At 66.3% G+C, this 13,583-nt stretch carries 14 protein-coding genes and 1 pseudogene; 6 read left to right on the forward strand and 9 right to left on the reverse strand.

Annotated features, from left to right (window positions below):
* Nucleotides 1–5 precede the first annotated feature (5 nt).
* On the forward strand, nt 6–842 hold the full coding sequence (locus tag JOF57_RS17780; protein WP_209918611.1) for an SDR family NAD(P)-dependent oxidoreductase: 837 nt from the start codon (nt 6–8) through the stop codon (nt 840–842).
* Here the strand turns inward: JOF57_RS17780 and JOF57_RS17785 are convergent.
* The 4 genes from JOF57_RS17785 to rfbD form a co-directional block, all read right to left on the reverse strand.
* Nucleotides 839–1,180, reverse strand: coding sequence for a DUF732 domain-containing protein (locus tag JOF57_RS17785; protein ID WP_209918614.1), 342 nt, complete (start codon nt 1,178–1,180; stop codon nt 839–841). The genes JOF57_RS17780 and JOF57_RS17785 overlap by 4 nt on opposite strands.
* A 90-nt stretch (nt 1,181–1,270) precedes the next feature.
* A complete protein-coding gene (manB, locus tag JOF57_RS17790) occupies nt 1,271–2,350 on the reverse strand; it encodes a mannose-1-phosphate guanylyltransferase ManB (RefSeq protein ID WP_209918616.1) in 1,080 nt (359 codons plus the stop codon).
* Nucleotides 2,347–3,243: a glycosyltransferase family 2 protein gene (locus tag JOF57_RS17795; protein WP_209918617.1), complete on the reverse strand. Its 897-nt coding sequence runs from the start codon at nt 3,241–3,243 to the stop codon at nt 2,347–2,349. Before JOF57_RS17795 ends, manB begins: the two co-directional genes overlap by 4 nt.
* Nucleotides 3,240–4,139, reverse strand: a complete 900-nt coding sequence (rfbD, locus tag JOF57_RS17800) for a dTDP-4-dehydrorhamnose reductase (RefSeq protein WP_209918619.1) — start codon at nt 4,137–4,139, stop codon at nt 3,240–3,242. Before rfbD ends, JOF57_RS17795 begins: the two co-directional genes overlap by 4 nt.
* Before the next feature lie 66 nt (nt 4,140–4,205).
* Between rfbD and JOF57_RS17805 the strand changes: the two genes are divergently transcribed.
* The 3 genes and pseudogenes from JOF57_RS17805 to JOF57_RS17815 all read left to right on the forward strand — a co-directional run.
* Nucleotides 4,206–5,687 carry an LCP family protein gene (locus JOF57_RS17805; protein ID WP_209918621.1) on the forward strand — a complete coding sequence of 494 codons (1,482 nt, stop codon included), beginning with the start codon at nt 4,206–4,208 and terminating at the stop codon, nt 5,685–5,687.
* A gap of 25 nt (nt 5,688–5,712) precedes the next feature.
* On the forward strand, nt 5,713–6,417 hold the full coding sequence (locus JOF57_RS17810) for a TIGR03089 family protein (protein ID WP_209918623.1): 705 nt from the start codon (nt 5,713–5,715) through the stop codon (nt 6,415–6,417).
* Nucleotides 6,418–6,719: 302 nt separating this feature from the next.
* Nucleotides 6,720–7,781: pseudogene (locus tag JOF57_RS17815) on the forward strand (IS110 family RNA-guided transposase); the annotation flags it as partial.
* Between the two features lie 26 nt (nt 7,782–7,807).
* On the opposite strand, the gene JOF57_RS17820 reads toward JOF57_RS17815, so the two are convergent.
* Nucleotides 7,808–8,977: an acyl-CoA dehydrogenase gene (locus JOF57_RS17820; protein ID WP_209918628.1), complete on the reverse strand. Its 1,170-nt coding sequence runs from the start codon at nt 8,975–8,977 to the stop codon at nt 7,808–7,810.
* Nucleotides 8,978–9,110: 133 nt separating this feature from the next.
* On the opposite strand from JOF57_RS17820, the gene JOF57_RS17825 reads away from it, so the two are divergent.
* Nucleotides 9,111–9,767 (forward strand): TetR/AcrR family transcriptional regulator, encoded by a 657-nt coding sequence (locus JOF57_RS17825; RefSeq protein WP_209918632.1) that lies wholly within the window; start codon nt 9,111–9,113, stop codon nt 9,765–9,767.
* 2 nt (nt 9,768–9,769) lie between these two features.
* Here the strand turns inward: JOF57_RS17825 and purE are convergent, their stop codons facing one another.
* The gene (purE, locus tag JOF57_RS17830) at nt 9,770–10,291 is read right to left on the reverse strand and encodes a 5-(carboxyamino)imidazole ribonucleotide mutase (RefSeq protein WP_407666585.1); all 522 of its coding nucleotides are present in this window, start codon (nt 10,289–10,291) and stop codon (nt 9,770–9,772) included.
* Nucleotides 10,281–11,510 (reverse strand): 5-(carboxyamino)imidazole ribonucleotide synthase, encoded by a 1,230-nt coding sequence (locus JOF57_RS17835; protein ID WP_209918639.1) that lies wholly within the window; start codon nt 11,508–11,510, stop codon nt 10,281–10,283. Before JOF57_RS17835 ends, purE begins: the two co-directional genes overlap by 11 nt.
* A 114-nt stretch (nt 11,511–11,624) precedes the next feature.
* Here JOF57_RS17835 and JOF57_RS17840 point away from each other — a divergent pair, with 114 nt between their 5' ends.
* A complete protein-coding gene (locus JOF57_RS17840) occupies nt 11,625–12,290 on the forward strand; it encodes a GtrA family protein (protein WP_209918641.1) in 666 nt (221 codons plus the stop codon).
* Here the strand turns inward: JOF57_RS17840 and JOF57_RS17845 are convergent.
* Both JOF57_RS17845 and JOF57_RS17850 read right to left on the reverse strand, forming a co-directional pair.
* On the reverse strand, nt 12,245–12,763 hold the full coding sequence (locus JOF57_RS17845) for a PH domain-containing protein (RefSeq protein WP_209918643.1): 519 nt from the start codon (nt 12,761–12,763) through the stop codon (nt 12,245–12,247). The two genes, JOF57_RS17840 and JOF57_RS17845, sit on opposite strands and share 46 nt — an antisense overlap.
* A 9-nt stretch (nt 12,764–12,772) precedes the next feature.
* Nucleotides 12,773–13,573, reverse strand: a complete 801-nt coding sequence (locus JOF57_RS17850) for a biotin--[acetyl-CoA-carboxylase] ligase (RefSeq protein ID WP_209918644.1) — start codon at nt 13,571–13,573, stop codon at nt 12,773–12,775.
* Nucleotides 13,574–13,583: the final 10 nt, after the last annotated feature.

Consider the following 13,583-nt stretch of genomic DNA (forward strand, 5'->3'; position numbering starts at 1 on the left):
GGCCGGTGAACCCGGAGCGCAGGACCATCGTCATCACCGGTGCCAGCGACGGCGTCGGTGCCGCAGCCGCCCGCCAGTTGAGCCGGCGAGGCGACAATGTCGTGGTGGTGGGCCGGTCCCCCAGCAAGACCGCGGCGGTGGCCGGTGCACTTGGCGCCGACTACCTCGTTGCCGACTTCGCCGAACTCGGCCAGGTCCGCGACCTGGCCACCCAGTTGCTGGATCGGTATCCGCGCATCGACGTACTGGCCAACAATGCCGGCGGCATCATGAGTGGAACCCGGCAGGCGACCGTCGACGGCTTCGAGAAGACCTTCCAGGTCAACCATCTGGCCCCGTTCCTGCTGACCACCCTGCTGCTGGATCGCCTGATCGCGGCCGGGGCATCGGTGATCAACACGTCCAGTGTCGGCAACCGGCTGTTCGGCCACATCGACATCACCGACCTGAACCACGAACGCGGATTCAAGGCGCAGAAGGCGTACGGCGACGCCAAGCTGGCCAACATCCTGTTCACCAAGGAACTGCACCGCCGTTACCACTCGGCAGGGATCTCCACGGCGGCGTTCCACCCGGGCTCGGTGGCGTCGAACTTCGGCGCCGAGGCCAACAACCCGGCCTTGGAACTCGCCTACCGCACACCGCTGAAGAAGCTCATCCTGATCAGCCCGGACAAGGGGGCAGATCAGTTGGTATGGCTGACCACGTCGACCCCAGGCTCCGACTGGACCTCCGGAGAGTACTACGCCCGGCGCAAACCCGGCCGGCCGAACAAACAGGCCCACGATCCTGTTCTGGCACAACAACTCTGGGATCGCAGCCTGGAGATGGTCAGCACCTAACCCGGGGCCTGCGTGCAGTACGCCCGGCGGGCGGCACGCAGCGCGACCGCGGTCTGCTGAGGTGTGGCCGCGTACTGGCCTGCCATCTGGTCGATCACCGCCTGTGCGGGTGTCCCGGTGTAGAGCAGGCGGCACATCTCCCGACCGACCAACAGCAACTGGTCGTCATCGCCGGGGAACACACCGCGCGTGGCCTTGAGATAGTTGGTGTCTTGAGCGGTCAGCGGTATCGGCCAGGCCCCAGCCTCCGGAGCGGTGGCCCCCAAAACCGCTCCAAGCACCAACACTGCCGTGATCGGCGCCAACGCATTGCGCCGCAGTCCCTTGAACAACCCCATGGCCCTCCCCTTTCGCCAATCAAAGCGTAAGGGGCGACGGGGTCCGGCAAACACACTTTTATCAAGGCCGAGACGGCGCTTTCTGACGCCTCAGACGTCAGTCGAGTACCGGATACCGCCGTCGGGAATGGCCACCCCGGGCCACACCCTGGCACCACGCAACAGTTCGCAGCGGGCACCGATGTCGGCGCCGTCACCGATCACGCCGTCGCGGATCAGTGCCCGCGGGCCGATGCGCGCTCCGAAGCCGACGATCGAACGTTCGATCACCGCACCGGCTTCCACGCGCACCCCGTCGAAGATCACCGCGCCGTCGAGACGTGCCCCGGCGCCGATCTCGGCACCGCGGCCGACCACCGTGCCACCGATCAGCAATGCCCCCGGAGCGACCGCCGCACCTTCGTGGACCAGGGACTCACCGCGCTGGCCGTTGAGCGCAGGCGACGGTGCGATGCCACGAACCAGATCGGCGGAGCCGCGCACGAAATCCTCGGGCGTGCCCATGTCCCGCCAGTAGGAGGCGTCGACATACCCGCACACCTTCAGCCCATCGGCGAGTAGGCCGGGGAACACCTCGCGTTCGACCGACACCGGCCGGCCCTTCGGAATCTGGTCGATGACATGCTTTTTGAACACATAGCAGCCGGCGTTGATCTGGTCGGTCGGCGGATCCTGGGTCTTTTCCAGGAATGCCGTCACGCGGGCGTCGGCATCGGTGGGTACGCAGCCGAACGCGCGCGGGTCACTGACGCGCACCAGATGCAGCGTGAGGTCGGCCTGCTGGGTGTCATGCGATTCAAGCAACGCACCGAGGTCGGCTGCCGACAACACGTCGCCGTTGAACACCATTGCCGTGTCGTAGCGCAGCTTGTCCGCCACGTTGGCAATGGCACCACCGGTGCCGAGTGCCTCGGTCTCGGTGACGTATTCGATTTCGAGCCCCAGTTCGGAGCCGTCACCGAACGCCTCCTCGAAAACCTCGGCCTTGTACGAGGTGCCCATCACGACGTGTTTGATGCCGGCCGCGGCGATCCGGGCCAGCAGATGGGTCAGGAACGGCACGCCCGCCGTCGGCAACATCGGCTTGGGCGCCGAGAGGGTCAGGGGCCGCAGCCTGGTGCCTCGTCCACCGACGAGGACGACAGCGTCCACCTCCGCGGGATTGATCACGTCAGTTGCCCTTTCGCCTGCTTACGTCGAGAACTACCGACCACCAGGCCCGCACGTGCTGCCAGCGCGCCCCGAATTGTCCACCGTAACGGCGCCTGCCAAGCCGCCGGGTATCGATCAGCCAGGAAAGTGTAGGTACTGCGGTGATGGGCGGCCAAGTTGCGCGCCGGGTCACGGCCTGTGGAGTGCCCCTTGTGGTGCAGCACCTCGGCGGACGGCACGTAGATGTTCTGCCAGCCGGCCCGGGCGATCCGGTCACCGAGGTCGACGTCTTCCATGTACATGAAGTAGCGCTCGTCGAACCCGCCGACGGCGTCGAAGGCGGCCCGGCGCATCAGCAGGCAGGAACCGGACAGCCAGCCCACCTCACGTTCGCTCGGCTGTTGCCGGTCTTGCCGGTAGGCCGCTGTCCACGGATTCGTTTTCCAGAACGGACCCACCACGGCGTGCATGCCACCGCGGATCAGGCTGGGCTGGTGGCGCGCGGACGGGTAGACCGATCCGTCGGGATCGTGGATCAGCGGTCCGAACGCTCCGGCCTGCGGCCACCGCTGGGCGGCGTCGAGCAGCAGATCGATCGAATGGGGTCCCCACTGCACGTCGGGGTTGGCGATGATAAAAAATTCCGAACAGTCGCCGTCGGAGATCTGGGCCGCGGCGCGGTTGACCGCACTGCCGTATCCCAGATTGCCGCCGGTGTGCAGCAGCTGCACGTTCGGGTAACGCTTTTCCGCCTGTTCGGGTGCGCCGTCCGTCGAACCGTTGTCGGCCATGATGACCTTCACCGGCCGATCGGTGGCCAGCGCGAGCGATGCCAGAAAACGGTCAAGGTGTCGGCCCGGCGAGTACGTCACCGTCACCACCACGAGCGGGCGGGCCGCATCCTCAGTCACGGCGTAGAGGGTAGCGGGCCGGACTGGTGCTCTTTTCCAACCGCTGGGTCTCCCACCGCGGCGGCCAGTGCTTCCCGCCAATCCCGCAGCGGGGCCAGCCCGGCTTCGGCGGACCGGCGCCCCGACAGCACGGTGTAGGCCGGCCGGGGCGCGGGGCGCGGATGGAGGTCACTGCCGACCGGGCGGACCCGCTCGGGATCGGCACCGACTGCGGCGAAGGTCTGCTGCGCCAGCTCGAACCGGCTGGCCGGTCCGGCGTTGACGGCATGCAGCACGCCGGGTCGCACATCGCCGTCGGCGATCTGCAGCAGGGCCGTGACCAGGTCACCGGTGTACGTCGGCGACCCGATCTGGTCGGCGACCACATCCACCGGGCCGTCTCCGGCGGCCAGCCTGCGCATGGTCGCCACGAAGTCTTTTCCGTCGCCGCCGCGGTACACCCAGGCGGTGCGGACGACGTGTGCGTCCGGCTTGGCGGCCAGCACGGCGTGTTCCCCCGCCAGTTTGGTGTGGCCGTAGACATTGACCGGTCCGGTCACGTCATCGACCTCATACGGCGTACGACGCTCATGGGACGCGCCGAATACGTAATCGGTGGAGATGTGCACCAGACGGGCTCCGACCTGCGCGCACACCGTGGCGATGGTGCCCGGACCGACGGCGTTGACGGCGTTGGCCCTGTCCTGGTCCGTCTCGGCGGCGTCCACCTGCGTATATGCCGCGCAATTGATCACCACGTCGCCGGACTCGACGAATCGTCGGATCGTGTCGGCGTCGGAGATATCACAGTCTGCAGAGGTCAGGGCCAGCACGTCACGGCCTTCACGACGCCCCTGATCAGCTAATTCCCGGCCAACCATCCCGCCGGCCCCAGTGATCACAATCCGTTGCGCCATGCGCCGAGTCTGGCACGCCGGTCGCCGTTACCCGGCTCACGCCCACGCCGCAAGTAGCCTGGGCACGTGCCATTCCCCCTGCTTCGCTCCCTCGCTGCCGTCACGGCGTCGGCTGTGGTGCTCGGAACCGGGGTGGCCTGGAGCCAGATCCGCTCCTTCGAGTCGGGCATCAACCACATCAGCTCGGCGGCGCTGGGCGGCGGCGGCGAGGACGGCGCCATCGACATCCTGCTGGTCGGGATGGACAGTCGCACCGATGCCCACGGCAACCCGCTGTCAGCCGAGGAGCTGGAGACGCTGCGTGCCGGCGACGACGTCTCGACCAACACCGACACGATCATCCTGATCCGCATTCCCAACAACGGGAGGTCGGCAACCGCCATCTCCATTCCGCGCGATTCGTACGTCGAGGCGCCGGGTTGGGGAAAGATGAAGATCAACGGCGTGTTCGGGGACGTGAAGCTCGACCGGATGAAGCAGCTCGTCGAGGTCGAGGGCGAAGATCCGGCCGTCGCCGAACCGAAGGCCACCGAGGCCGCCCGCGAGGAACTGATCCAGACCGTCGCCGGACTGACCGGTGTGACAGTCGATCATTACGCCGAAATCGGGCTGCTCGGCTTCGCGTTGATCACCGACGCCCTGGGTGGCGTCAACGTCTGCCTCAAAGATGCCGTGTACGAACCTCTTTCGGGCGCCGATTTTCCGGCAGGCTGGCAGAAGCTCGACGGTCCGCAGGCACTCAGCTTCGTTCGCCAACGCCATGACCTGCCGCGCGGCGACCTGGACCGGGTGACCCGGCAACAGTCGGTGATGGCGTCACTGGCCCATGAGGTGATCTCCAGCAAGACGCTGTCCAGCCCGGGCACCCTGGGTCGTCTGCAGGCCGCGGTGCAGCGGTCGGTGGTGATCTCCGACGGCTGGGACATCATGGATTTCGTCGAACAGTTGCAGAAGCTGGCCGCCGGCAGCGTCGCGTTCGCCACCATCCCGATCCTGCGTGAGGACGGATGGAGCGATGACGGGATGCAGAGCGTGGTCCGGGTCGATCCCGACGACGTCCACCAGTGGGTGTCGGGCCTGTTGCAGGACCAGCAAGAGGGCAAGACCGAACAGCTCAGCTATGCCCCGGACAACACCACGGTCGAGGTGGTCAACGGCACCGACATCAACGGCCTGGCCGCCGCGGTGTTGCAGGTGCTCAGCAACAAGGGATTCCTTCCCGGCGCCACCGGGAATCACGAAGGTGCGCCGCCGACGTCCAGCCAGGTGCTGGCTGCCAAGGCCGACGACTTCGGCGCCCAGGCGGTGTCCAAAGATCTCGGTGGGCTGCCGGTGAACGAGGATTCGTCGCTGCCGCCCGGCGCGGTGCGGGTGGTGCTGGCCGCCGACTACACCGGGCCCGGCTCCGACGGTATGGATCCGTCGGCGGGCATCGTGGATCCGGCTTCTGCCGGCGATCCGTACAGCGATACCGGCGAACAGAGCCCGCCACCACCGCCGTCGCCCATCCTCAACGCGGGTTCGGACGATCCCAAGTGTGTGAACTGATCGTCCTCGGGTAAAACCAGAGCCTATGAGCACAGTCAGCGCTGCGGTCCTGGATCCGTTGTTGGCCGCGGACCCGGCCGGGCCACGGATCACCTACTACGACGACGCCACCGGTGAGCGGATCGAACTCTCGACGGTGACCATGGCCAACTGGGCCGCCAAGACCGCCAACCTGTTGCGCGACGAGATGGGTGCCGGCCCCGGCACCCGGGTGGCGGTGCTGCTGCCCGCGCACTGGCAGACCGCGGCGGTGCTGTTCGGGATCTGGTGGATCGGCGCCGAAGTCGTGCTGGACGGGGACGCCGACGTAGCCCTGTGCACCCGGGATCGCCTCGATGAGGCCGACGACGCGGTGTCCGGAGGCGAGGTCGCGGTGCTGTCGTTGGACCCGTTCGGCAAGTCGGCCGCGGATCTGCCCATCGGCGTCACCGACTACGCCACCGCGGTGCGGGTACACGGCGATCAGATCGTGCCCGAGCGCGTCCCGGGCGCCGCCCTGGCCGGGCGTTCGGCATCCGAGGTGCTCGATGTCGCGCAAACCTCTGCCGCCACACAGGGTTTCACCGGTTCCGATCGCGTGCTGTCCACCGCGCGCTGGGACACACCCGATGAGCTCATCGCGAACCTGGTCGCAGTGTTCGCCGCCGGCGCGTCACTGGTGCAGGTGGCCAACGCCGATCCCGACGCCATGGAACGGCGTCGCACGACCGAGAAGGTCACCCGCGGCTGACGTTCTCTTGCCGAGCAGACACAAAACTGCCCCTTTTCGCGTGAAAAGGGGCAGTTTTCTGTCTCAGTGTCAGTCTGGCAATTGCCGCGTTGCGGTGGTTGGGTCTGGATCATCTGGTGTCTGGCTCATTTTGTGTCTGCCGCCCCTTTGGTGGGTTGGCGTTGAGCAGTAGTGCCGGCATCAGATGTGAAGGACCGGACGGCGTGACTTGATAGGAGCGTGGCATCGCCCCCGACTGAGAAGTGTCCGCCGACCGGCCCAACCTCAACACACCCTCTTCATGACTGAAGGAGGCAACCATCATGGTTGTTGTTGGAGCCGATGTACACAAGTCCACCCACACCTTTGTCGCGGTCGATGAGGTCGGGTGCAAGCTCGGCGAGAAGACCGTCAAGGCCACCACTGATGGGCATCGCAAGGCCATCATGTGGGCCCGCGAGCAGTTCGGTGTCGAGTTGATCTGGGGCATCGAGGACTGCCGCAACATGTCGGCACGGCTGGAGCGTGACCTGCTCGGTGCGGGGCAGAAGGTGGTGCGGGTACCCACCAAACTGATGGCCGCCACCCGCAAGTCCGCGCGCGCTCGAGGCAAGTCCGATCCGATCGATGCGCTTGCGGTGTCGCGGGCAGTGCTGCGCGAACCTGATCTGCCGGTCGCTTCGCACGACGAAGTGTCGCGGGAGTTCAAGTTGTTGACTGATCGTCGTGATGTTCTTGTGGGACAACGGACCTCGGCGATCAACCGGGTGTTGTGGCATGTTCATGACCTCGATCCCGAGTGGGCCGCCGCGTTGGGCTCACTGACTGCTCTCAAGCATCAGAAGGCCCTGATGGTGTGGCTGGCCGAGCGGCCCGGTGTGGTCGCTGAAATCGCCCGCGCTGAGGTGGGCGACATCATCCGGCTCACCAGTGAGATCAACACCTTGACCAACCGCTTGGCGGCCAGCATCGGCCAGGTCGCACCGACGCTGCTGGCGATTCCTGGCTGCGCGGAGCTCTCGGCGGCCAAGATCGTCGGCGAGGTCGCCGGCATCGGCCGGTTCACAAGTGAGGCAGCGTTTGCCTGCCATACCGGGGTTGCGCCCATCCCGGCGTGGTCTGGGGCCAGTGCCGGGCAGATGCGGTTAAGCCGGGCCGGCAACCGTCAACTCAACGCCGCCATCCACCGCATCGCCCTGACCCAGATTCGGATGACCGGCAGCCTCGGGCAGATCTACTTCCAAAAACTGATCGAGACCGGGAAAACCAAACGCGCGGCGCTGCGCTGCGTCAAACGCCGAATCGCTCGCCGCGTCTACCAAGCCCTACGCCGCGACGCCCACGACCACCAAAACCCAGTCAAGCCGCCACAATCAGTGGCGGCTTGACATAGGAGCTATTGCTCGCGGGACTACTTGAGCAGGGCGCGGCTCATCACCACGCGCTGAATCTGGTTGGTGCCCTCATAGATCTGGGTGATCTTGGCGTCACGCATCATCCGCTCGACGGGGAAGTCGACGGTGTAGCCGGCGCCACCGAACAGCTGCACCGCGTCGGTGGTGACCTCCATGGCCACATCCGAGGCCAGGCACTTGCTCGCCGCCGAGATGAATCCGAGGTTGTGCTCACCGCGCTCGGCACGTGCCGCAGCGTGGTACACCATCAGCCGGGCGGCCTCCACCTTCATCGCCATATCGGCGAGCATGAACTGCACGCCCTGGTTGTCACTGACCGGACGGCCGAACTGCTTGCGGTCCTTGGTGTATGCGATCGCGGCGTCCAGCGCCCCCTGCGCGATACCGACGGCTTGGGCGCCGATCGTCGGGCGGGTGTGGTCCAGCGTCGCGAGCGCGGTCTTGAAGCCGGTGCCGGGATCGCCGATGATCCGGTCCCCCGGAATGCGGCAGTTCTCGAAGTACAGCTCGGTGGTCGGGCTGCCCTTGATTCCGAGCTTGCGCTCCTTGGGCCCGACGACGAAGCCTTCATCATCCTTGTGGACCATGAACGCCGAAATACCGTTGGCACCCTTGTCCGGATCGGTTACCGCCATCACGGTGTACCAGGTCGACTTGCCGCCGTTGGTGATCCAGCATTTGGTGCCGTTGAGGATCCAGCCGTCACCGTCGGCCTTGGCGCGGGTCCGCATACCTGCGGCATCCGAGCCGGCCTCACGCTCGGATAGCGCATAGGAGGCCATCGCCGCGCCGTCGGCGATCGAGGGCAGCACCTGCTGCTTGAGTTCGTCGCTGCCGCGCAGGATCAGCCCCATCGTGCCCAGTTTGTTGACCGCCGGGATCAGCGAGGCCGAACAGTCGACGCGGGCGACCTCTTCGATGACGATGCACGCCGCCACCGAATCCGCGCCCTGCCCGCCGTAGGCCTCGGGCACATGCACCGCATTGAAACCCGACGCGTTCAGCGCATCGAGGGCTTCCTGCGGGAAACGCGCGTTCTCGTCGACATCCGCAGCGTGCGGGGCGATCTCCTTCTCGGCCAGGGCGCGGATCGCGGCCCGGAGCTCCTGGTGCTCCTCAGGCAGTTGAAAGAGATCAAACGACGGATTTCCGCCCCATCCAGCCATCATCTTCTCCTTAGCTCTCAGCTCTTGGCTCTCTTGGTTCAATCGTTGCCCGGACTGCACATCGAGTACACCGCCCTGCTACTTTTGGTACTCAGTACCATATCACCGGTACTGAGTACCTCAGGAGGCGCCCATGTCTGACCTGCCAAGCACCCGGGAGCGTCTGGTGAGCGCGGCATTCGAGCTGTTCGAAGAACGTGGGTATGAGGCCACCAGCGTCGACGACATCGCGGCACGGGCCCAGGTGGGACGCACCACCGCATTTCGTCAGTTCGGATCGAAAGAGGCGTTGATCTTTCCCGATCACGAGACGCTGCTGCGCCGCGCCGACGAGAGGCTGTCGACGGCGCCAACCGAAGCGCTGCCTGCCGAAGTAATCGCGGTGGCCACAACGTCGGTATTCGAGAACTATCTCGCCGAGGGCGAGCGCGCCCGGACGCGGTACCGGCTCACCCGCTCGGTACCTGCCCTGCGCGACTTCGAAACGGCCGTCGTCTCGCGGTATGTCCGGTTGTTCAGCAAGCACCTGCGGACCGCGCAGGCCGAGGATTGGACGGCGGACCTGCGCGCCGAACTGTTCGCCAACGCCGTGGTCGCAGCACACAACCATGTTCTGCGCCGTTGGCTGCGCGGTGACGTGACCGACCCACGGTCAGACCTGGCCGAGGCGCTGGCCGCGACGTGGCCGATCTACCGGGGCAGTGGCGGCCGCACCGCAGTGGTGGTGATGTCGACCGATGAACCGATCGAGTCCCTGGCGCCCCGCATTCGCGGCCTAATCGGCGATTGACGTCACGCGCCGTCGCCCAACAGGCGATCGCGTAGGGCGGCGTCCTTGGCCAGCACCATGGTTTCCAGGTCAGCCTGGAATCTCACCATCCGGGCCCGCAGCACGGTATCGGATGAGCCCAGGATCCGCACGGCCAGCAAGCCCGCATTACGCGCTCCGCCAATGGAAACCGTGGCCACCGGCACCCCCGCGGGCATCTGCACGATGGACAGCAACGAGTCCATGCCGTCGAGGCGGGCCAGCGGCACCGGCACTCCGATGACGGGAAGCGGGGTGGCAGACGCCACCATGCCGGGCAGGTGTGCGGCGCCGCCGGCTCCGGCGATGATCACCTCGATGCCCCGGTCCGCGGCGGTCTTGGCGTAGTCGAGCATGCGTTGCGGAGTGCGGTGCGCCGAGACCACACCGACCTCGAACGGCACCTCGAACTCGGCGAGTGCGGTGGCCGCGTCGGACATCACCGACCAGTCGCTGTCGCTGCCCATGATGAGCCCGACTCTTGTGCCTGTTGGCTTACTCGGCATGTTCATCCCATCCGTCGGTCCACTCACCGTGTGACAACCAGTGCGCTGCCCGCACCGCACGCTCGCGCAATTCATCCATATCCGCGCCGATGATGTTGACGTGCCCGAGCTTGCGCCCGGACCGTTCACCCTTGCCGTACAGGTGCACCTTCGCGTCGGGGATCCGCGCGAACAGGTGGTGCAGTCGCTCGTCCATCGACATCGTCGGTGTCTGCGGTGCCCCGAGCACGTTGGCCATCACGGCGGCAGGCGCAATCGCCGAGGTGTCGCCGAGCGGGTAGTCCAGGACCGCCCGCAAATGCTGCTCGAACTGGCTGGTGACTGCGCCATCCATGGTCCAGTGCCCGGAGTTGTGCGGCCGCATGGCCAACTCGTTGACCAGCAGTGTGCCGTCGACGGTTTCGAACAACTCGACCGCCAGCGTCCCGACCACGCCCAGCTCATTGGCCACCCGCAGGCCGAGTTCTTGTGCGGCCGAGCCGAGTTCGTCGGACAACCCGGGCGCCGGGGCGTACACCTCGACGCAGATGCCGTCGCGCTGAACGGTTTCCACCACAGGCCAGGCCGCGCCCTGCCCGAACGGCGAACGCGCCACCAGCGCGGCCAGTTCCCGGCGCATCGCCACACGTTCCTCGGCCAGCACCGGCACCCCGTCGGCCAGGTAACCGGCCACGGTCTCGCGTGCGGTGGCCAGGTCGTCGGCCATCACCACACCCTTGCCGTCGTAGCCGCCACTCACGGTCTTGATCACCACCGGACCGTCGATCTGCTGCACGAACGCCTCGACGTCGGAGACCGAGGTGATCTCGGCGAAGCGCGGCACCGGGACGCCCAGGCTGTGCAGCTTGCGCCGCATCAGCAGCTTGTCCTGGGCATGCACCAGAGCCTGCGGCGGCGGGTTGACCGTGACCCCCTCGGACACGAGTGTCTCGAGGTGTTCGGTCGGCACATGCTCGTGATCGAACGTCAGCACCGACGCTCCGGCCGCCGCCCGGCGCAGGGCTTCGAGGTCTGTGTGGGAACCGATGACAACATCGGGAGTGACCCGAGCGGCGCATTCGTCCGGCGACGTCGCCAGCACCCGCAGGGTCTGTCCGAGGGCGATGGCCGCCTGGTGCGTCATCCGCGCGAGTTGGCCGCCGCCGATCATCACCACGACAGGGGATGCCCCGCTCACGGGGGAAGGCGGCTTCTTGGGAGTTGTCGGCACGCGCTCCATGGTGTCATGCGTGGATTCATGTCATCGTCGTGACCGATGCATTGACCTGCGGTTAAGGTCCGGGGTCTGCAGCGATGCGGCATCTAACGGTGCATTTCCGTACAATGCCTAGTTGTGTCCTTTGCCGATGCGACGATCGCTCGATTGCCGCAATTCGTCCGTCCCTTTGCCGAGCGGCATCACGAACTGATCAAGTTCGCGATCGTCGGCGCGACGACGTTTGTCATCGATTCGGCGATTTTCTACACGCTCAAGCTCACCATTCTGGAGCCCAAGCCGGTCACCGCCAAGATCATCGCCGGCATCGTCGCGGTCATCGCCTCCTACATCCTCAACCGGGAATGGAGCTTCCAGAACCGCGGCGGCCGCGAGCGCCACCACGAGGCCCTGCTGTTCTTCGGGGTCAGCGGCGTGGGTGTGCTGCTGTCGATGATGCCGCTGTACTTCTCCAGCTATGTGCTGGGGCTGCGGGTGCCCGAGGTGTCGCTGATGACGGAGAACATCGCCGACTTCATCTCGGCCTACATCATCGGCAACCTGCTGCAGATGGCGTTCCGGTTCTGGGCGTTCCGGCGCTGGGTGTTCCCCGACGAGTTCGTCGGCAAGCCAGATCTGACGCTGGAGTCCGTGCTCACGGACGGCGGCATCGCCGAATCGCTGGAGAACCATGCCGAACTCCACCAGCCTGCGACCGTGACACCGCTGCGCCGGGTTGGCCGCCGCGCGAAAGCGCGTCAGCTCGGAGATTCTTCAGAGCCCAGGGTGTCGAAGACTTCGTGATACAGCAGTGAATGCACCTGTTCCACGCGCGGAATGTCGTGGAATTCGAGGGGATCCTGCGACGCTGATTCGATGATCAAGGTGCCGGTGCGCATCAGCCGGTCAGTCAGTCCATGGCGGAATTCGACGCTGTTGATCCGCGCGAGCGGGATATCGATTCCCGAGCGGGTCAGTAGGCCGTGCCGGAACATCACCCGCCGGTCGGTGATGACGAAATGTGTGGTCCACCAACTCAGGAACGGCCAGACCGTCAGCCAACCGACCACGATCAGCCAGATCGCGCCGATCACGATGAACAGGACGTTCTTGGCAGTGGCCTGCCAATCCATGGTGTTGACCACGGCAGCGACGAACGCCGAGGCCGCGGTGATCAGGACCAGGACCAGGACCGGACCGATCAGCCGTTTCCAGTGGGGGTGCCGGTGCAGCACCACCTGCTCGTCTTTGGCCAGCACATTCTCCGGGTAACCCACGGCAGCACTCTACGACTCCTCGGGGCGCAGATGCGTGATGTCACCCGCCGACAACATGACCCGTTCGGTTGCGGTGTCGATGATCAGGCGCCCGAGCTCGTCGACATCAGCGGCAGTGCCCACCAATGTGGTGTCCCCCGGCAGGATCGCGCGTACCCGGTTGCCGATGGTGACGCTGCGGGCCCGGTAGTCAGCGGCGAGCGACGGATCATCGTTGCGCCAGCCGGTGATCCGGGCATCGAGATGCCGTAGCAGGGCCCGCGCCAGCGGCGTGCGGTCCACGGTCGCCGCGCCGATCTGGGTGAGCGAGGTGGCACGCGGATCGGGCGCTTCGTCGGCGTTCATCGTCACATTCACACCGAGGCCGACGATGATGACCGGCGCCGGCGAGGCCACCTCGGCGAGGATGCCGGCCAGTTTTCCGCCGCGGGGACCGACCAGGACGTCGTTGGGCCATTTCAGGCCGACCCGAGTCCCGGTGACCTCCGCGACCGCATCGACGATCGCCAGGCCGGTAGCCAAAGGCAGCCAGCCCCACCGGTTCGGGGACACCGCCGATCCGTCGACACCGAAAGACACGATCACCTGTGAGCGCGGCGGTGCCGACCAGTGCCTGCCGTGCCTGCCTCGGCCGGCGCTCTGATGTTCGGCGAACAACACCGTGCCGCAGATGTCCTCCCCTGCCGCTGCCCGCGCCAGCAGATCGGCGTTGGTGGATCCCGTCTCCTCGACAATGTCGACGCGTCGCCACGACAGGCCGTCCAGCCCGTCGCGCAAGGTCGTCACGTCCAGCGCTGGCCTTGTGTTCATCGCGGCCAGC

The organism is Mycolicibacterium lutetiense (assembly GCF_017876775.1).
Classification (GTDB): domain Bacteria; phylum Actinomycetota; class Actinomycetes; order Mycobacteriales; family Mycobacteriaceae; genus Mycobacterium; species Mycobacterium lutetiense.

What these genes read in the sequence shown, in the direction of transcription:
- JOF57_RS17785 (WP_209918614.1), bottom strand. Translation starts at nt 1,180, where the DNA reads ATGGGGTTGTTCAAGGGACTGCGGCGCAATGCGTTGGCGCCGATCACG.
- rfbD (WP_209918619.1), bottom strand. Translation starts at nt 4,139, where the DNA reads ATGGCGCAACGGATTGTGATCACTGGGGCCGGCGGGATGGTTGGCCGG.
- JOF57_RS17810 (WP_209918623.1), top strand. Translation starts at nt 5,713, where the DNA reads ATGAGCACAGTCAGCGCTGCGGTCCTGGATCCGTTGTTGGCCGCGGAC.
- JOF57_RS17820 (WP_209918628.1), bottom strand. Translation starts at nt 8,977, where the DNA reads ATGGCTGGATGGGGCGGAAATCCGTCGTTTGATCTCTTTCAACTGCCT.
- JOF57_RS17825 (WP_209918632.1), top strand. Translation starts at nt 9,111, where the DNA reads ATGTCTGACCTGCCAAGCACCCGGGAGCGTCTGGTGAGCGCGGCATTC.
- purE (WP_407666585.1), bottom strand. Translation starts at nt 10,291, where the DNA reads ATGCCGAGTAAGCCAACAGGCACAAGAGTCGGGCTCATCATGGGCAGC.
- JOF57_RS17835 (WP_209918639.1), bottom strand. Translation starts at nt 11,510, where the DNA reads ATGGAGCGCGTGCCGACAACTCCCAAGAAGCCGCCTTCCCCCGTGAGC.
- JOF57_RS17850 (WP_209918644.1), bottom strand. Translation starts at nt 13,573, where the DNA reads ATGAACACAAGGCCAGCGCTGGACGTGACGACCTTGCGCGACGGGCTG.